The organism is Paraburkholderia sp. RL17-373-BIF-A (genome assembly GCF_046030175.1).
GTDB lineage: Bacteria > Pseudomonadota > Gammaproteobacteria > Burkholderiales > Burkholderiaceae > Paraburkholderia.
In genome coordinates, this window is sequence record NZ_JARESO010000076.1 from 1 (window position 1) to 18405 (window position 18405).

At 60.5% G+C, this 18405-nt stretch carries 18 protein-coding genes and 1 pseudogene; 10 read left to right on the plus strand and 9 right to left on the minus strand.

Going from position 1 to position 18405, the window contains the following annotated elements; all coding sequences use genetic code 11:
* From P0D80_RS43430 to P0D80_RS43450, 5 genes and pseudogenes are all read right to left on the minus strand, one after another.
* Positions 1-460: pseudogene (locus tag P0D80_RS43430) on the minus strand (hypothetical protein); the annotation flags it as partial.
* A gap of 233 nt (positions 461-693) precedes the next feature.
* Positions 694-2316 carry a benzoylformate decarboxylase gene (mdlC, locus tag P0D80_RS43435; RefSeq protein ID WP_408293248.1) on the minus strand — a complete coding sequence of 541 codons (1623 nt, stop codon included), beginning with the start codon at positions 2314-2316 and terminating at the stop codon, positions 694-696.
* Between the two features lie 141 nt (positions 2317-2457).
* The gene (locus P0D80_RS43440) at positions 2458-2817 is read right to left on the minus strand and encodes a hypothetical protein (RefSeq protein ID WP_408293252.1); all 360 of its coding nucleotides are present in this window, start codon (positions 2815-2817) and stop codon (positions 2458-2460) included.
* Positions 2814-3164, minus strand: coding sequence for a hypothetical protein (locus P0D80_RS43445; protein WP_408293255.1), 351 nt, complete (start codon positions 3162-3164; stop codon positions 2814-2816). Before P0D80_RS43445 ends, P0D80_RS43440 begins: the two co-directional genes overlap by 4 nt.
* 225 nt (positions 3165-3389) lie before the next feature.
* Entirely contained in the window at positions 3390-3857 is a 468-nt protein-coding gene (locus P0D80_RS43450) for a cupin domain-containing protein (RefSeq protein ID WP_408293258.1), read from the minus strand.
* 727 nt (positions 3858-4584) lie between these two features.
* Between P0D80_RS43450 and P0D80_RS43455 the strand changes: the two genes are divergently transcribed.
* Complete coding sequence (locus P0D80_RS43455) at positions 4585-5856, plus strand: phthiocerol/phthiodiolone dimycocerosyl transferase family protein (protein WP_408293261.1); 1272 nt, start codon at positions 4585-4587, stop codon at positions 5854-5856.
* Here P0D80_RS43455 and P0D80_RS43460 read toward each other — a convergent pair.
* Positions 5853-7187 carry a sensor histidine kinase gene (locus tag P0D80_RS43460; protein ID WP_408293264.1) on the minus strand — a complete coding sequence of 445 codons (1335 nt, stop codon included), beginning with the start codon at positions 7185-7187 and terminating at the stop codon, positions 5853-5855. The genes P0D80_RS43455 and P0D80_RS43460 overlap by 4 nt on opposite strands.
* A 1079-nt stretch (positions 7188-8266) precedes the next feature.
* On the opposite strand from P0D80_RS43460, the gene P0D80_RS43465 reads away from it, so the two are divergent.
* Entirely contained in the window at positions 8267-9826 is a 1560-nt protein-coding gene (locus P0D80_RS43465) for an FUSC family protein (RefSeq protein WP_408293267.1), read from the plus strand.
* 569 nt (positions 9827-10395) lie between these two features.
* Here the strand turns inward: P0D80_RS43465 and P0D80_RS43470 are convergent.
* Positions 10396-11625 carry a sensor histidine kinase gene (locus tag P0D80_RS43470; protein WP_408293270.1) on the minus strand — a complete coding sequence of 410 codons (1230 nt, stop codon included), beginning with the start codon at positions 11623-11625 and terminating at the stop codon, positions 10396-10398.
* Between the two features lie 275 nt (positions 11626-11900).
* On the opposite strand from P0D80_RS43470, the gene P0D80_RS43475 reads away from it, so the two are divergent.
* Entirely contained in the window at positions 11901-12272 is a 372-nt protein-coding gene (locus P0D80_RS43475) for a response regulator (protein ID WP_408293273.1), read from the plus strand.
* Between the two features lie 1070 nt (positions 12273-13342).
* Here P0D80_RS43475 and P0D80_RS43480 read toward each other — a convergent pair.
* Positions 13343-13726 carry a hypothetical protein gene (locus P0D80_RS43480; RefSeq protein WP_408293277.1) on the minus strand — a complete coding sequence of 128 codons (384 nt, stop codon included), beginning with the start codon at positions 13724-13726 and terminating at the stop codon, positions 13343-13345.
* A gap of 240 nt (positions 13727-13966) precedes the next feature.
* On the opposite strand from P0D80_RS43480, the gene P0D80_RS43485 reads away from it, so the two are divergent.
* The 3 genes from P0D80_RS43485 (at position 13967) to P0D80_RS43495 (ending at position 15623) form a co-directional block, all read left to right on the plus strand.
* Positions 13967-14422, plus strand: coding sequence for an Hsp20/alpha crystallin family protein (locus P0D80_RS43485; RefSeq protein WP_408293280.1), 456 nt, complete (start codon positions 13967-13969; stop codon positions 14420-14422).
* A gap of 24 nt (positions 14423-14446) precedes the next feature.
* Positions 14447-14854 (plus strand): Hsp20/alpha crystallin family protein, encoded by a 408-nt coding sequence (locus P0D80_RS43490; RefSeq protein WP_408293283.1) that lies wholly within the window; start codon positions 14447-14449, stop codon positions 14852-14854.
* A gap of 205 nt (positions 14855-15059) precedes the next feature.
* A complete protein-coding gene (locus tag P0D80_RS43495; protein ID WP_408293286.1) occupies positions 15060-15623 on the plus strand; it encodes an Hsp20/alpha crystallin family protein in 564 nt (187 codons plus the stop codon).
* Here P0D80_RS43495 and P0D80_RS51950 read toward each other — a convergent pair.
* On the minus strand, positions 15559-16188 hold the full coding sequence (locus P0D80_RS51950) for a DUF2934 domain-containing protein (RefSeq protein ID WP_459252772.1): 630 nt from the start codon (positions 16186-16188) through the stop codon (positions 15559-15561). The genes P0D80_RS43495 and P0D80_RS51950 overlap by 65 nt on opposite strands.
* A 390-nt stretch (positions 16189-16578) precedes the next feature.
* On the opposite strand from P0D80_RS51950, the gene P0D80_RS43510 reads away from it, so the two are divergent.
* The 4 genes from P0D80_RS43510 to P0D80_RS43525 all read left to right on the plus strand — a co-directional run bounded on the left by P0D80_RS43510 (position 16579) and on the right by P0D80_RS43525 (position 18257).
* Positions 16579-16851, plus strand: coding sequence for a CsbD family protein (locus P0D80_RS43510; protein WP_408293290.1), 273 nt, complete (start codon positions 16579-16581; stop codon positions 16849-16851).
* 186 nt (positions 16852-17037) lie between these two features.
* Entirely contained in the window at positions 17038-17412 is a 375-nt protein-coding gene (locus P0D80_RS43515; protein ID WP_408293294.1) for a response regulator, read from the plus strand.
* A 211-nt stretch (positions 17413-17623) separates the two neighbouring features.
* A complete protein-coding gene (locus tag P0D80_RS43520; protein ID WP_408249997.1) occupies positions 17624-17827 on the plus strand; it encodes a cold-shock protein in 204 nt (67 codons plus the stop codon).
* A gap of 199 nt (positions 17828-18026) precedes the next feature.
* Positions 18027-18257 carry a hypothetical protein gene (locus P0D80_RS43525; protein ID WP_408293340.1) on the plus strand — a complete coding sequence of 77 codons (231 nt, stop codon included), beginning with the start codon at positions 18027-18029 and terminating at the stop codon, positions 18255-18257.
* Positions 18258-18405 lie beyond the last annotated feature (148 nt).

Sequence of the window (18405 nt, forward strand, 5' to 3'; positions counted from 1 at the left end):
GTTGCAGGTTCTTCCAGGCGCCGCTGAAGCTCCGCTTTTCGCCTACTGACTCGCCTCGCGCGTTCATCGTATCAAACACCTTCAGCCCGGGCGGGATGCGCTTGCGCGGCACCATGCCGAACGATGCCGGCGCCGTGATGAAGTCATCGCCGTCGCGGCGGAAGATCGGCGCGAAGTAATCCTTGTAAATCTCCCCCCTGTAATCGAAATCGGGCCGAGGGAAAAGACTGAAGACATCGAAAGGTTCTCGCGGATTGTTCGACTCGTAGCTCGTACACATGACATCCTCCTTGAGATGTCGATGATAGCCCGAGCACTGATCGATCTTCGAACTGACCCGGCGCGCGGCGAATCTCCGGAATCGACCCCATGCCGCCGCTGGCACCCGAGGATTTCGTTGGCGCTTCTCGGGTGAACAACTGCCGTTGCAGCGGTTGCCGGTAGATGCTTTTATCTGCATCCCGGTGGTTATTGATCAAGTTAAGCGGTACGGTGCACCTTGGTCACGATTGCTCGGAACGGTGCCTTGACGACACGGCTAGCCGTCTTCCGATCGGTTCGAATGCGCATTCGATCAGCTCTTGCTTGACATGCATTGCCGCTCCGTGGGTACGTTCAGCCAGTACCCTTCGATAGCTGCGGTTGTGCGGTGGATCACCAACGCGGAAATTCGCTGTTTTCGACGCGAACCGTTCAAGTGGATGTGGTCGAGCCGTTCGCGGGCGGTGCCTCAAGCATAGTGGGAACCTCGATCAACATAGGGGCATTCGACGCCAACGCGGTCAACATTGCTTGTTTGAGCCGATCGCGTGTATCCGCATGCGCCGCGTGCACGCCGTATCCCTTTGCGAGCGCAACGAAGTCGATGCCTGGCACATCCAGGCCTGGCACGTTATCAACCTTCAGCACCTTCGCAAACCAGCGCAGCGCTCCATAGCTCCGATTCTTCATGATCAGAAAGACGACGGGGATTTGATACTGCGCCGCGGTCCAAAGCGCGGTAATGCTGTAGTTCGCCGAGCCGTCACCGATGATCGCGATGACGCGACGCGATGGTGAAGCGATCTGCACGCCGAGAGCCGCTGGCATGCCAAAGCCGAGCCCGCCCGCACTCGCGAAGTAATAGCTTCCCTGATGCTCGAGACGCAGCCGCTCCCACAGAGAGGAGGTCACCGAAGGCGCCTCATTCACATAAATGGCGTCGGCGGGCGCGATCTCGTCAACGATGTCAAAGACGATCTCCGACGTCAGCATGTCGTGGCCGTCGGACACTTCGGCCACTCGCATCGGTCTCGGAAGCGGGGTCGGCAGAGGGCGGCCAGTTCTCGGGACTTGCTCAGCCAAGGCTTCCAGGACCGCGCGGACATCGCCGACGTAGGCGTCGCCGATCGGCGCGCGTGCCGCTTCCTGAGGATCCGCGACGATCGCGACGAGCTTCGCGTTGTCAGGCAAAAAGTTGCCTTCTTCGTACTGGTGATAGCGAAAGACGGGCGCGCCGAAGACCACGATCAGGTCGTGGCCCGCCAACGCTGCCGACAAACTCGCGATCCCGGCGGCAAGCGGACCCCGAAAGCAGGGGTGGCTGGTGGGGAACGGGCAACGCCCGACGGAGGGTGCGATCCAGACGGGCGCCCCGAGCTTCTCCGCGAGTTGAACGGCAAGGCCATTCGCCTTGCACGCATCCACGTCAGCACCCAGCACGAGGACGGGATTCTCGGCCTCGCTCAAACGTTTGACGAGCACATCAAGCGAGGCGGCGTCGAGCGATGCAACGGAGCGCACCTGACGCTCGATCAGGCCTTCTGACCGAGGGTCCACCTCCGCCGCCCAGTCGTCATAAGGCACGGATAGAAAGACAGGGCCCGAAGGCGGCAGCGATGCCATGTGCAGCGCGCGGTTGATGGCGAGCGGGACGTCCCTGGCAGTGGCCGGCTCCTGGCTCCATTTGACCAACGGTCGCGGCAAGACCGTCGCGTCCAGATTGGTAAGCAACGGCTCAATGCCACTCATCGCCCGGGTCTGCTGCCCAGCCAGCACCACCAGCGGCGAGTGAGAATTGAACGCGTTGGCAAGGGCGCCCATCCCGTTGCCGGTGCCGGCGGCCGAGTGCAGATTGATCAGCGCCGGCCTGCCGGTCGCTTGCGCATAGCCGTCGGCCATAGCAACTGCCACGCCCTCGTGAAGCGCGAGGTAGTAACGGAAGTCCGACGGGAACTCACTAAGGAAAGGTAACTCGTTCGATCCGGGGTTCCCGAAGACCGCCGTGATGCCATGCCGACGCAGAAGCCGATAGGTCAGATCGCGGACGCTGGTCATTGTTTTTCCTCGCGCAGAAAAATTGCGTGGAGATACGATTGAATTGACTTCCTGCAGGGCTGGCGACATCGCGTATGCCCAGCGGCGGGTTGCCGCGACAGGCGCCTTCACGTGGCGTGGCCCTATGCCGCAAACCGCCTTCTACTTGTCCGGCGCCGACGCTGCCCAAGCCGAGCGCATGTCCCGTAACACCCAGGTGAGCGCCTCATCGGAAATCAGATAACCCCCGATGCCATCGGTAAAGAGGATGTCGTAGATACGGCGGCTCACGGCATCGATCGCCGCGTCGTCGATTTCGCCTTCGGCTGGCCGCGCCGGCAACATGATCGTGATCCTGTCTGGCTCCTGCGGCACGACTTCGATCCGGTAGTTACCGTCGGGTATCGAGCCAAAGTGCTCCTTCAGGCTACCGATCGGATCTTCAATCAGTCGGCTACGCGCGGCCGGATCGCGCCGAAGCTTGCAGTAGTGCGCGGTGAAGATATCGTGCTCATCGTTCATGGATTATTCCCCCGGAAACTTTGGCGCATGCGTAACAGCTCCAGCTTCAGAGCCTGCGGCATGATCCAGCAGAACAGTTCACCGCTCTGCCACAAGTCCATCTGATTGATTACCGTGTCCGCATCTTCCTGCCGCTCCGCGAGTGGCGGGATCACGAAGTACAGCGTGTCGCGCCGCTGTTGCCGAATGTCGATCCTGACCTCGGGCGACACCTCCACCCCTAAGGCCTTCAACGCTTGCCGGGGATCGGTCTCCAGCATCCCGGCAAAACCGGGATCCGTCCACGCAAGCTCGACCAGTCGTCGTTCCAGGGTCACACCACCTGCATTTTCTGTCTTGAGTTGCATTGAAACCTCCGTCCTTATCCGACAACCATCATGAAAGCCCAGTGGGTAATACATTTTTGTCGCATGGTCTCACGTAGCGAGGCGGAATCCTTGAGCTTTGTCAATCATCAGCAACGTGAACTTCCCGGCCGCACAGAAGAAGTTGCAGACGCAGCAATCTTGTTGGAGCGCGGCACGGTTCGTTTCTCACCCGCCAGATCAGCCTGTCGGCTTCGCGCCGATCCGTCAGGGGCGACGAAGGGGTGGTCCAAGGAAGTCAACACCCCATTTCCCAGCGAATGCCTTCTGAAGCGTAGCGTCGGGACTGCCCATCTTCATCACATCGCCTAGCTCGGTGAAGAAGGCTTTTGCATCAAGGCCGGGCGCGATCAGAACCAGTTGCCGCGAGGGGCGATCGTCCAGGTTGACGAAGCCGTGTGGAACACCGCCGGGCACGGTGATCGTATCGCCAACATTTGCAACGAAGCGTTTTCCCCCGACCTCGAACAGGTAGCTTCCTTCAAGAACATAAAATATTTCCGTCTCGGCATGCTTGTGAAATGGCGGACCAAAGCCTGGGGCGTTGCGTGTCTCGATCATGGTCAGTTCATTGCCGCTCGTCGACGGCTCCATGCACACGCGAAGCTCGAGCCCGATCGCTGGAACCTTGATGCGCGAATCGTCGGCCAAGGTGGTTGAAAGTTGAAATGTCATGACGATTGTCTCCTCTGTTGACGGCTGCGATGGATGGATTTTGCGCGACGAGAATTAGCCGGGAATGAGGAGCAGATCTTCCGCATCCCTTCATGTTTCGCAGACGCCATCGCTTGCCTTGAAAGCGTTGGCGTCTGCTGGCATCGCGAAGCGTCGAAGAGTGCTGGCTTATGGAGCCCGACTTACCTCCGGTCGGCACCTCACGGCTGGTGGAGTCTTCATGAAACACCTAACTACTAACTAACAATGGGATCTCGTCTTGAGCAGACTTCGTCTCATTGGGCCAGAGACGCATTTTCCGCAGATCTCTCACCTGCCAGGCCCATCTCGAGTTTAGTCGTGGCGTCGCGCAAATGCATCGCGGCTTTAACCGGCCTCGCTGTCCACCGCAACTAAGCCCGTGGCGCAATTGCTGTAACCACAGCGGCCAGCGGCAACCCTGGCCTCCAGCATATGCGGCGGATTACGCAATCCGACGTTTCGCTCCAGAGCGATCTTCGACTGCTCACATCTGACTAATTCAGGGCTAATTCCTGGCCTCTACGATGCGCAGCAGTACCGCATGAGTCCGGTGAACAGGCAAAGCCCGCGGTTGCGCCAGCGCAGCCACTTGATGAGATCCACGCATTTGCTCCCGAACGCGATGATGCGGCCAGAGAGGCCCCGCGATCGCGATTGCCCGACCGGCGACGCCCCTTCCTCACTGCATTTGTTTCAGGAGCCAATAATGGAAACGCTTAACTGCGAACAGACTTCACCTGTCCAACTACGCCCCGCGAGACGCATCTATCGCCAGGCTTCGCCTACGGAGCTGACCTACATCAAAACCGGCACGAACGTGGTGAGCCGGAGCCGCATCTCTGGAACCGTCAGGAGAGACCAGTTCGATAAAGCCGTTGCATATCTGGAATTGCGCTACGGCATTCTCCGCGCGGTCGTCGAGAATGGGCAATTCGTAGAACGGGCGGAAGATTTTTCCCCGGTTCAAGCCTGGCTGCCTTCCGACATGTACTCGGCCGACGATGTCTACGCGAGGTTGCTGAACGCCGAGCTGGATACGCGGATCAGGGTCTACGGTATCTACGTCATCGCCGGAGACGACACGCTCGATGTTTTCATGCACAGTGCGCATGCAATTACGGATGCAACCTCACTGGTCGAACTGCATTCATGTCTTGCGCACTTCTGCGATTGTGTCGTGCGAGGGGTCGTGCCCGCCCTGGAGGCGCAACCCTTTCCGGACCCGGTGGATGCGGCGGTGAGTCAATGCCTCAATTCGCTGCAGGCAGGCTGCATCTGCAATCCCCCTTCCTGGTCCGGGGCCTTCGCGGAAATCCCGATGCGTGCACCGCGCGATGGTCGGCCTTTGACGCATCGTCTGGAGCGCACTGTGATCAACGCAGACGACATGCATCGGATCAAAGCCGCAGCACATGCGCACGGTTCTTCCGTGCATTCGCTGCTTCTCGCCGCGTTTGCCCTTTCGATTAGCGACGTGACGCGTGGCGGACCACGCCAGATTCTGATGCGATCGAACCTGGACATGCGCCGCAGACTTGAGCCACATGTCCCAACGGAACTCGTCTTCACAGCGATCACAGGACACATCACCCCAATCCCCAATCTTGACCGGCCGCTGTTTGAAATTGCGAAACACGTTTTCCAGGAAATTCACGAGGGTATAGACAACGGCCTTGTCTTTCACGACTACCTGAATTATCCGAAGTCGTATGGCAGCACAACGCAGCCGCCCGTTGCGCTTAATATCTCTGACATGCAGGGGGTCAAGTTCCACTGGCCGACGCAGAAGCTGACCGTGACCGGCTTTGAATATGCGTTAGGGTGGACGAAGACATTCCCCAACGTTTCGATCTCGGTTTACGACGGAATGCTGATCGCGAACACGGTATATGTTGAAGAGTTCGTTGATCCCGCGATCATGCGGGCCATCTCAGAACAGGTGGTAAAAAGGTTAATTGCCGCGTGCCAGCCCAGCTAGCACCCAACCGCGCCGCGCAACGGCAAAAGGAGGGTCGCGATCAGGCCGCTCGGGCCGTCGCGACGGTTCTCCAGCGAAATCGAACCACCGTGTTTTGCGACAACTGACTTTACAATTGACAAACCCAGTCCCGTGCCTTCGACCGTTTCAGATTTCAACCGGAAGAAGCGGTCGAACACGCGGTCGAGCGCGTCCTCCGGGATTCCGGGTCCGGTATCAGTGATACGGATGACCGCATTCGTCGCATCCTCGAATACGTCGATGTCCACGCATCCACCTTCGGGCGTGTAGCGCAGCGCATTCCCGATCAGGTTGCGCACTGCCATGCGCAGTTCTCCTGCGTGCGCATGCAAGTGCACGGCTTCGAAGCGCATGACACCCAGGTCGATCGAGCGCGCGGCCGCGATTGGCAGCAGATCGGCAACCAGCGTCTGCACCATCTGGCGTAGGTCGATCACCTCGTCAACGGTGCCGGGATCACGTTGGGCGTCGGCACGTGCGAGTTCGAGAAGCTGCCGGATCATCGTCGCAGTGCGGACGACCGCTTCGCGCAATTCGCGCAACCGCTCGCCGCGCGCGGTCGCATCAGGTGCGTTTTCCAGGTTATCGATACGCAGTTGCAAAGCCGCGATTGGTGTGCGCAGTTCGTGCGCCGCATCGGCGATGAACCGCTTCTCTCCTTCTATGCCGACCTGCAAACGCGCAATCATCCGGTTGATCGAATCGGCGAACGGCTTCACCTCTTCAGGTACATGCGATATGTCGAGCGGCGTCAGGCGGCTAATGCCGACGGCTTCTGCATCCGAACTCGCGCGTTCCAGCGAAGCGAATGCGGCATTGACGACTAGCGGAATCGCAATCCATACGAGCAGTATCAGGAAAAGCGTTGGCGCCAGACTTTCGAGCGCCGCGCGTCCTGCGGCCTGCTCGCGAAACGCGACGGGCTGGCCGACCTGATAGGTCAGATCATCCGCGGTTTTCCTGAGCGTGTAGATCCGAAAGCGATGACCGTTGATACGCTCGACCGAATAACCGCCCGGTGCGTCCCTGTTGAATACGACTTCTGGATCAGTATTGTCGGTCGGCATAGAGAGCCCCGGTTTCCATATCTGCCCGACGAACCCGTCGATCGAATGCTGCGGCGGCCCGTTCGTACCAATCGTGCCGACCTTGCCGGCGGCAAGCCAGACCGCCGCGCCCTGCAGATGGACGTCAAGCAGTTCGTCGATATGCCTCATCGTAAGCCAGTAAGACGCGCAGGCATCGGCAACGCCGACTACGGCGAACAGTACTATCAATGTTCCGATAATCCGGCTCTTCAACGATTTCATGGCGGATCTCCGACACGTTCCAACCGACCTAACCTGTCTCAATCGCTAGCAATTCCATATCCGGCAGCCAATGGCGATCGATGCGGTGGCAAGCAACGCCAGGTCGCATGCTGCGAGGATTTGCCCTTAGATCCTTCAACGTATGTCACGAAAATCAGAGCAGAACCAATCAGGCCGGAGCGTGAACGCCCGACTTTTGCAGTGAGCAGATACGCCCGCAGACTTCTTCACCGTGGCGGTGCTCATGCGCCGACGTTATGAAGCGACCTGCGTCATGCGCATCGAAAGTACTTCAGGCATCAACTCGTGCCTGCAACGCCGCCGGCCGATGCCGTGCAACACTGCCGGTCCGTAATAAGGGGACACGGTTTGCACGCGAGATCGTGCACCGATTCAGGCTCCCTGGCAACCGGCCCGACAATCCTTGTTGGCCGGTCTGGCGGCCTGCCGATTGGGTCCAACTGATCGACGCGCACTATACTGAAGCGCTGCTCCTGAACGCCGGACGTTGTTCGAGACCGGACCACTCATCAGATCAGCGGGTGCCGCGATGCATTAGATAGTCTTGCTCCTGGTGTGCGCCTTCATCGGCGCGACACTCCGCCCGACGCGCAGGTCGCCGAAAACTGCTCCACGATGTTGGGCGATGGGTTATCAACGCCAGGTTGCCGCCCATCGCCCCATGTCATATTCACACGATGTCCGTCCAGTCTGTGACATACATTTTTGGAGCCAGGATCAAACTTGGCAATATGCACGCTCATAGGTGTCCGTGTATGAATCGCCCGCTTCGTTCGACATCGAATGCACCCGCGCCCCGCCCGCCCTCATTCGGTATGGGCGTCCTCTTTAGTTTGCGCCAGTCGGGGGCGCGATGGCCTTTCGGCTGCCGCGCCGCGCTCAGCGTCGGGCTGCCAGTTGCGGTGGGATGGGCGGCTGGCGACATATCTGCCGGGTTGACTGCAACGATCGGCGCATTTACGTCAATGTATGCCACAGACCGGCCGTACCTGAATCGCGCACGGATTCTTGCGGGCATCGCTCTCTCGTTCAGCGTGATCGTTTCGCTAGGCGTGTGGGTGCAGCAGTGGCCCGCCTCGGCGTTGCCCCTCATCCTCGTGATCGCAATGGGGGCGACCTTCCTCTGCCATTCACTCCGAATCGGACCGCCGGGCGCCTACATGTTCGCGCTTGTCTGTGCAGCCGGCACAGCCATGCCGGTCTCCGTCGATCGTATCGGCTGGCTCGTGTTGGGCGGCGGCATGGTGTCGTGGGTCGTGCACATGTGCGGGGCGCTCTTCGTGCCGCGAGGCCCGGAAAAGGCGGCAGTCGCCGCCGCGGCCCGCGCGGTGGCACAGTACGCGCAGGCGATAGGCACCCAGATGCAAGATCCCACGCGTCACGAAGCAGCGCTCGCGCTTCATCACGCCTGGACTACGCTCGTCACGTTTCAGCCCGCGTCGCCGCGCACCGATGACGCCCTCTCATACTTACGTGCACTCAATCGGGAACTGCATCTGATTTTTGCGACTTGCGTCGATGCCGGTGATTCGACCGCGGGCAATGTGGCCACGTTGGGCGAGCGCGCCCGCGAGATCGGCGTCCAGGCGACCTCTGCCGGTGAAAATCAGGTATCGCACACGAACCTCTCGCCCGTTCCGCTCGGACGTCCGCCCGTCTGGCAATTGCTACGGGACAACCTGAAGGTGCGTTCGCCCGCGTCGATGGTCACGGCACGCGTGGGAATTGCGGTCGTCGCGACGGGCCTGGTCAATGCAGCCTTTGGCCTGGAACGCGCGTATTGGGCCATTGCAACCGCGGTCCTCATGCTTTATCAGGGGCTCGACTGGTTCCGAACGATGCAACGCGGACTTGAGCGAGCGATCGGCACATTTGTCGGGCTGGTTCTCGCTGGCGCAATAATAGCCACGCATCCCACGGGTCTCTGGCTCCTCGCAACGATGATGGGTCTGCAGTTTCTCATCGAGATACTGATCACCCGCAATTACGCCCTGGCGGTCGTATTCATCACGTCGAGCGCACTCGTTATCGCTTCTGGCGGCCGGCCCATATCGGACCCGGGCACGCTGCTCTGGGCACGCGGGATTGATACCAGCATCGGCTGCTCCCTGGCGCTGCTCGTTTATGCGCTGCTGGGACCGCGCGGTTCCGTTGGGTCCCTGCGCGAGCGGATGGCCCAGACCTTGACAGCAATGCAGACCGCGCTCGACCATGCTGGGGCCGGTGACGTGAACACGGATGCGGCGCTGCGCGTGCGGCGCGACCTTCAGGACTCTCTCTTCGCACTCTTGACATCCTATGAAACCGAGGCCGGCGGCATCGCGCGTTATCGCGAGGCAGCTGAGCGCTTGTGGCCGGCCGTCGTCGCCACGGAAAGGCTGGGCTACAAGGTCCTGGCTGGGTTCTGGTCGCTTGAAGCGTCAGAAGGCGACGTCAACATTGCCGCAGTCCGCTCCCATCTCACGGCAGATGAGCGCGTTGCCGTCAAGATCGCCCTGACAGACGTTATCGCCGCCGTGCGTCAAGGCACGGGACCGATCGAGCTTCACCGATTGCCGCCTCAGTTACGAGACGAACTGTTGGATCTGGGTGCCTCGCTTGTCGCCGATGAGCACTGAGGATGCACAGTGAACGCTTCCGGCCAGTCGTAGTGGCTAAGTAAGAGCGATACCAAGCCGATGAAGCAGGTTGGATTTATCCGGTCGAATGGCCGTTTGCTGAGGGCGGAGCAGACGTCTGAACGACTGAGCCGGGGGGTGGGCGAACGACTCTTGATGGCCGCATACTGCCCGATGCGGTCGGCATACGTCGGCCGCAATATTCCTGGACCACCGTCGGCGGCCGTGCGTTGAGGTCGCAATTCAAGAGCGAAGTGACAACTTCATTTCGCGTCCGGCAAACCCATGCTGTGTATGGCTCGCGACGCTATGGGGACGCTGACGGAGTGGCAAGGCAAACCCGTCAGATAACAGGTGTTGTCTGCGATTGACGTGAAGCTCAAAAGAAGCCACGTACGCGTCGCCTTTATCTGACGAAGAATGGACAAAAGCGGCGCCTCTGTTCGCCGCTTTGGAAGCCGCGCCGCGGGATGCTGTCGCAGAGATCCAGGCGCTATCATTGATGGCGATTTCTCAAGGATGCTGCGCGACCGCGAAACCACCGAGCATGCTGAAAGATTGCCTGATGTTCAGTGGTTCGAATCCTCGGAAGCATCGTGCCGGCGGGGGAAGCTGATATCGAAGGTTGTGCCGAGCCCTTCGCGGGTCTCGAAGCGAATCCTGCCGTCAAGTACCCGACAAAGCTCCTTGACGATCGCCAGTCCGAGACCCACGCCAGGTATATCGTCGCCCGCGGCCCGTTCAAATTCGTCGAATACGCGGTCCCTGTCGGCGGGCGCGATGCCTACACCAGTATCGGAAACGTGCAGATACCAGCCGCCTTCACCGTGACCGCCCATCGCCAGCGCGATTTCGCCGGCTTTCGTGTACTTTGTCGCGTTCGACAGCAGGTTCAGCGCGACCTGCTTCACCTTGATGCGGTTCGACAGCACCGTGGTCACGTCCGCATCGAAGCGGGCCGACAGGCGTAACCCCTTCGCCTCGATAGCGGGTCGGCAGGCCGTGACCAGCTCATTAAAGAGTTCCCGCAGGTCGAACGGCTCGACCGCAAGCGGGGTGCTGTCGCCGAGCACCACCGAATATTCAACCATGTCGTCCACCAGTTGCTTCATGTCCGCGGCCTGCCGGGTGGCCAGCGCCAGTCCGGCTTCCGCTTTCGATGGCGCACGCGAGATCAGTTGCAGCGCAATGGAGAATGCATTAAGGAAATTGCGCAGATCGTGCACCACACTGCGGGTAATCTGCATGCGCGATTCGTAAAGATCGCTTACCAGCCGTTGCTTCAGTTTCAGTTCGTGGTTCGCCCGCTCCAGACTGCCGGTGTATTCATCAATTTTCCGGTCGCGCTCCGTCACCGCTTCCAGGATGGATGTGACGGTGACGACGCCGAGCGCTTCATCGATCAGCCGCCGCGCGCGCCCTTCATGGCGCCTCGTGAAAGCGGTATTCGATTCCGCGAACGTCTCGGCCGCGTCCGCCAGCACCTGCCGGAACAGGTCCAGCTCGTGGACCAGTTCATCGATGCGATAGCCCTGTTGCCAGCGGACCTTTCCATGCGTGCGGGCATCGCGTTCGATCGCCGTCTCTGCCTGTTCGAGGTCCTGGGCGTCGAGTGCAGTACAGATTCCGTCCAGGATTTCCGGCAGATGATCGGCGAGCTGGGCGTACGTCAGCTTGTCGGCCTCGACGAGGCCTGCGTCGCCGAACACCGCTTTCATCCAATGCTCCATCAGGGTGGTCCGCTCCCGACGCAGGTACCCGGCAAAACTGCGAAGCGGCCCTGCTTGCGTGTCAGTCATGATTGCGTGTTCGCAGAAAAGTGTTTCGACATAAGGTGGCACCTGGCGACACAGCACGTGTCAGGCATCTCCTGGAATAGGTTTAAGGCATTGGCCACCGACTTTGACGCGGCAAGGGGAAGACCCCAATCCCTCCCCTCGCCAGAGAGCGCCCCGATGTGGTAGGCCGTGTCGTTGCGTATCATTATCCTTCAATCGAGTTGCTGGAACATACCTTGCTGGCACGTGCACGCGTCAGACAGAAGCGAAAACGCATAACGCCGGGCCAAAGTCTCATGAAATCTATTCTGCTTGTCGACGACGAACCCGACCTGCTCGCGGCATGGCATCTGATATTGAGCGCAGAGGGGTATGACGTGCGCTGCGCCGCCAATGGTGCGCAGGCGCCGGAAGCGATACGGGAACGCCTGCCGGACCTGGTTATCACGGACTGGATGATGCCCGTGATGGGTGGTGCCGAACTCTGTCGCCGTCTGCGAGCGCAGCCAAACCTGGCCCAGGTGCCCATCCTCGTGCACACATCGGCTCCGCCACCGGTGAATGAGGCTCACGCTGGGGGTAACGCCTGGAATGCCTGTCTTCAGAAGCCGGTCCCGATGCAGATTTTTCTCACCACGGTAGGACGGCTATGTGCAGGAACTGGATAGTTGACCACGCGTGCGAGGTCGATTTCGCGACGGTCTGACCGGCGGTGGTCGGACGCAGTCCTCGACGAGGTGCCCGCCCTGTCTTGCAATCGCGTTGTAACACGGGGAACGACGGCTCAGGAGACCATCCATCTGGCCGCGAGCGTCGCACTGCGATGAGCTTCGGCCCTGCCGCTCACCTCGCGCCTGAAATCCGGATCTGATACCTCGTGAACCGACGGATAACGGCGCCTCATGAACGCCGTTTTCAACTCGACGCTTGTGTGCCTCCGCACCGCTTGCAACTGGCGTGTCGCCGGAAGGCGCTTGAGGTCGGGGGGGCTGCATCTGGCCGGCATGCAGCGCAGCCACAACCTGGGATCGGCATTGCGGCGAGACACGATGACCGGCCACATCAGCCACTCTGGGCAGAGTCGGGGGCGGCATGTCTTTTCAGATCCGCAGCGACGGCTCCAGTCGCGATGGAGCGTATCCGGACCAGGGCAACTCCCTCAGCGAGTGGCGGTTGTCAGCCGGCAATCGCAGTGCTGGAGATGATTGCCGGCTCGAGGAAAAATACGCCGGTCGCGACGTGAACGTGATATCGGCCCGACGTCCCGCACCTGCCGTCAATAGATCGGAAATACAAAGTCCGGCGTCGGCGTAAACCGGGTGTCGCTACCCGGGCAGATGACTCGTCCCCTGACCGCAACCCGCTGGCCCAGATAAGGCAGCAGGAGCAAAGGCTCGGGTACGCCCGCCATACCGAGCACAATGTCGGTGACGACCTTGTCGTTACACAGCGAGGTTGACGGACGGTCCAGCCGGAGCGCCGTATAGTCGCCCGGCGCGGACTGTCCGTGGCCCCGCTGGATCGTGCCCGTGATTCAGATGTCCTGTTGCGACGGCAAGGTCTTCAAGGGTGGCTCAGCCGCCGCCGCCGGGCTGGCAGCCAGAATGGCCAACGCGAGCAGTGCCTGTGAGCGCTGTTTCATGATGCTGCTCCCATCTGACGTGTTGGTTCTGATCCCGGTTGTACCCGGCGAATCAACTCAGGTCCGCCGTTGCGCCGCAGCGCAATAGCCCTGCAGTCACTGGATGGGGGGCACAACGTCCAGTTTCTCGGCGAGCATGCGCTCGTAGACGCCGAAGTGCAGGTCGACTTCCTCCTGACTCACCGTCGTCACGGTGACGTTCACCTGTTCCGTCGGGAGGCCCAGCACCACTGACATTGCCGCTTCCAGTTGAGGCGCACAGACGCTGTCTTCCACCACGGTTGTGCCCACGGCGATATCGTAGATCTGGTCCTCCTGGTAGACGATCTCGACCAGCCGCGCGCGCGCACTCATGTTGTTATCGATAGCAAGCCTTACGACTTCCGCCACGCTTCGCATCGTTTCAGTCGGAAAGCCTCGGGTCGAACGCAGCCGGACGCGGTGCCTGCCCAGCGTAAGCCAGTCAGAACTGAATTCCATGGTGTCCTCCGTGTGGTCGTTTCCGTGCCTCTCGACAATAGGAGCTGGGATAAGGTTTTCAAGTTCAGATTTTCCCCCTTGAAATTTCCGGCGCGGTGCCTATCTTGGATTTCGCTCAGGCAGACGCGCCGGTGGTACCAGGGCGCGCTGCGTGTTTCGATTTGTTTGCCAGCAGATGGCAGGCGAACTGGAGCGCGTAAGCCCGTTCGCCTCCATGCTGCATTCACGGAGGATACGACCATGAGTGATCTTTATTCCAGACCCAGCCCCTTCAGCGAGTTTGACCGTCTGCAACGGGAGATGGCGAGCCTCTTCAGCGGCTTCCCGTCCAGCATCCGCTCCGGCCGCTCCGGCGCTACGTTCCCGTACGTGAACATCGGTGCGACCGACGACTCGATCGAGATTGTCGCGTTCGCGCCGGGACTGAGCGCCGGTGAACTCGACGTCTCGATCGACAAGGGGTTGCTGACGATTGCCGGCGAGCGCAAGCCTGCGCGGCCCGACGCCAGCGGTGACACGCGCGATGACGTTCGCACCTACGCGCAGGAGCGCTTCAGCGGCGCATTCCGGCGCGTGATCGAACTGCCGCAGAACGCCGATCCCGACAAGGTGCTGGCGCGCTACACCAACGGCTGCCTGTCGATCACGGTCGGTAAGCGCGAAGCATCGAAGCCGCGGGCCATCACAGTCCAGTAACGCCCATAATTCTAGGAGCAGGCCATGAACGACAGGACACAGGTTGCTGAGCGCGACCAGAAACAGGCAGCACGACGCGAGGCTGACCAGCGGTCGCGGCGGATGACGCTCACACCCGCAGTTGACGTATTCGAGGACAGCCATGGCATCACGCTGTGGGCGGACCTGCCGGGCGCCACGAAGGACAAGCTCGAGGTGAAGGTGCACGACGGCAATCTGTACATCGAGGCAGAAGCGGTCGTGCCGACACCCGCCGGTCTGCGTCTGCAGCACGCCGAGATCCGCGAGCCGCGGTTCGCGCGGGCGTTCTCGCTGAGCCCGGACTTCGACACGTCGAAGATCGACGCGAACCTGCAGGACGGCGTACTGAAACTGACCATTCCGCGCCGCGACGAAGCAAGGCCGCGACGCATCGAGGTGCAGACGAACTGAGTCCGGAAGATCAGCAACGACGGTAGGAGAAAAGTCGATGACGACCGTGAGGTCGCCATCCTGCGTCATCTTGGCCTGGACGCTGATCGCCGTGGAAGAATGGTGGCCGCCTCGCGAGGCGAAGTGCAGCGACTTCAGCAGAAGTCTTGCAGATTGAGCGCTGATGGATATCCGGTTTTCCTGTCAGACCATCGAGGAGAAGACGATGAACCACGACCCGAAAAAGTGGAACCCTTTCAAATTCCTTCGCGGCTCAGGAAGCAGGTCCGACACGCACAGCCCGGAGAGTCAGCGGTCGAGCGAACCGTGGCGTGCCGCGTGGCCTGATATCCAGCGACTTTTCTCGCGCGATTCCTTACGTGCGCTGGAGGATTTTTTTCCCGATCCGTTTGCCGTGCGCGGCACGCTCGAACGATGGTTTGGCGACTTCAGTTCATCGCGTTTCCAGCCGCGCATTGACGTGGTCGACGAAGGGAAGATACTGCGCGTGACCGTCGAGTTACCAGGCATGGAGCGGGAGGATCTGACCATCAGCGTCGAGGACGGCGCGCTGGTGCTGCGCGGCGAGAAAAGGCAGGACGTGCACAGTGAGGAGGACGGCTGCTACCGGCTGGAACGCGCATACGGGGCTTTCACGCGCACGATCCCGATGCCCGAAGACGCCGATCCCGATCATGCTCTCGCAAAGTTTGACAAGGGCGTGCTCACCTTGACCGTACCAAAACACGAGGCCTTGCGATCCGCCAGCCGAACCATCGATATTGGCTAACGTCGGGCGGCGCTTTTGCTTCAACGCGTATGGAGGGACATAGCGCACCTGTCTGACGTGAAGGGTAGTGATCGCCGCCAATCAAGTCACGGGACTTGCGGCGATCATTGCGCCTCGAAGTCGCGAATCCAGTATTCGTCGGCCCGTCCTTCAGGACGCCCATCCTGCACCCAGAGTACGTGAGCCGCTCCCGCAGATGCTGCTCCAGCGCGCGATGCCAGTATTCCTCTGCGCGTCCGACGGGCCGCCCGTCCTGCTCCCATAGAAAGTAGGCGCGCTCGCAAACACTCTGTTCGAGGCCCGGTTTCGTTTCCGAACTGCTTGCCACGTCATCGCCGTAGGGTGCCATCTGGCCGCCGCGACCGATGTGGATTCTGGCGGACAGGCTCCCGAGTTCCGCGTCGGAAACCAGCCGGCCGTGGGCGGCCGCCTCGAGCGCTTTTGCTTCGTAAGCCGCGTCGTCCACCTCATCTCCCGGTTGCCCAAGCGTGATGGGATAGGTGTGAATGGGATAGGTGTGAATGACAGTGCCACTGCTGTCCAGTACGTCGACCAGTCGCTCCATGGCTCTCTCCTCCCTTTTCTCGGCCGGATCGTTGCTGCCGCTTACCCGTCTCACAGTTCAGAAGAAGCGGTCTGAACGTCGCTGTTGCACAGGCCAGAATTGCAACGTCGTATGGAAAACTTACCATCATTTACCCGCGCTGCGGGACGGACCGGCGTGCTGCTGCACGGGGATCCGGATGAGGGAGCCATGTTGCCGGAACCCAGATTCCTCCTTCACCTGCGGAGGACGCATTTGCCGGTCCCATCACTTGAAGATCGCGGTGTGGGGCTTGTTTCTTGCTCACGTGCGGAGACGCGGATGCCGTCGTGGCCGGCCGACTTTACCGGTGGCGCAGCGCGCGATGCTGTCTCAGTGGCTGCAAAATGTCTAACTCAACGGAGCATCGAAATGGATACGGGAAAGGCCGAAGGTGCGGTCGAGGAAGTCGCCGGCAAGGTTCAGGGCGCGGCCGGCGCCCTGGTCGGCGACTCCGCGGCGCAACTGGCAGGCAAGGCGAGGAAGTTCGCCGGTAAAGCGCAGCAGCTTCGCGCCGACGCCGCGAGCGCGGTGCGCGAAACCACAGCCACGAACCCCTTTATCGCGCTGGCAGCGGTGGCGGCCGTGAGCTTTGTGGCAGGTGCCATATGGCGTGCCGGCGGGTCCAGGCGCAACGATCAGTAAGCGACTCTCGCACGGCAGTCGTCCCGGAGCTCATGATCCCTTAAACACCAACGCTCGCGCCTTGCTGTGGGAACGTGGGCATGGTGCCAGCAGATACCGGTCAGGGCAACTCAAGTCGGAAACTGCGGCTGGGTTCGCCGCCGGGGACGCGCCGTACGGCACTTCCGCCAGTGGCATCCTTCTTCCATGCGCAAAAAACTTCTGCTCGCTGACGACGACCTCAATGCAACCGCAGCAGTCGCCGTGTTTTTCGAGTCTCACAATTTTGAGGTGCGCACCGCCACCGACGGGATTACCGCGCTTCGGTGGTTCTCCACCTGGCAACCCGACGCGGCCATGCTCGATATCGACATGCCAGGTGCAAACGGATATGAGGTGGCGCAGCACGTGAGGCGCACAGAGAACCCGGGCAAACGCACACTGCTCGTCGCCATTACCGGAGAAATGCCGCCTCACGAGGTCGCCGCCCGATGCCATGAAGCTGGCTTTGATCTTCATGTCGCGAAGCCGGCCGATGTGAAGGCGCTCGCTGAATTTGTCATTCAGGGAATCACGCGCTGATTTCTCCGCCGGCGGTTCCTTGCTGCGCGCGGCGCGAAAAGCGTTGACATAACTGCTCTGTCACTATACTGTGGTGGTCGAAATATTCAAGAAGCCTGATTGCTGATCACCATTTTCCGCCTTGTCTGCGCGGTACTCGTTGTCCTCTCTTCTTCCTTGAAGTTTTTGTCGCTCCGCAACGGAGCTGTTATTTTTATTTCAGGGAATTCTCATGGATACCGGTACTGTCAAGTGGTTCAACGATAGCAAAGGCTTTGGCTTCATCACTCCGGACGCAGGCGGCGACGATCTCTTCGCTCACTTCTCGGAAGTTCGCGGCGACGGCTTCAAGACGCTCACCGAAAACCAGAAGGTGAGCTACGACACAAAGCGTGGCCCGAAGGGCATGCAGGCGTCGAACATCTCGCCGCAGTAAAGTATCTCAGGGGCCGGTCTACCGGCCCTTTGCATGTTTGCCTGACTTGCATCCTCGCGGAGCCAATGCGCTCCCGATCTGATCGCCACAATTGAACGTGCGCATCATTTGTCTTTCCGACACGATCCGTCTCGCCCCAATTTCGATTTATTCGCCTGCACGGCATCGTTATCGTGCGGGCGTCGTCCGGTTATCGCTTATGCAAAACAATCAACATATTCACCAGTACAACGGTTACTCAGTTTCGCCGTCCGCCCACCGTTTGCCGGACGGCTGGTTTGCCGCCAACTTACTTCTCACGAGGGGTGACGCCCGGAGTGCTGAGCCCGCGTCCTACAAGTTTGATGCGCTCGACTATTTCGATAGCGAAACACAGGCTGTGGGGCACGCCACGGCCTGGGCGCGTGGCTGGGTTGATAGTCGCGGTTAATTGGGAAAACCCCTGCATGGCAGTGGCAGGATGAGCGGCGTCGAGGATCGACCGGACGCTGGTACAGGGTCCGGCCTGATCGCCACCATACACAGCAATATCACCTGCTTCCGCATGAAGCAGTGTCATTCCGGCGACCTCATTAGCG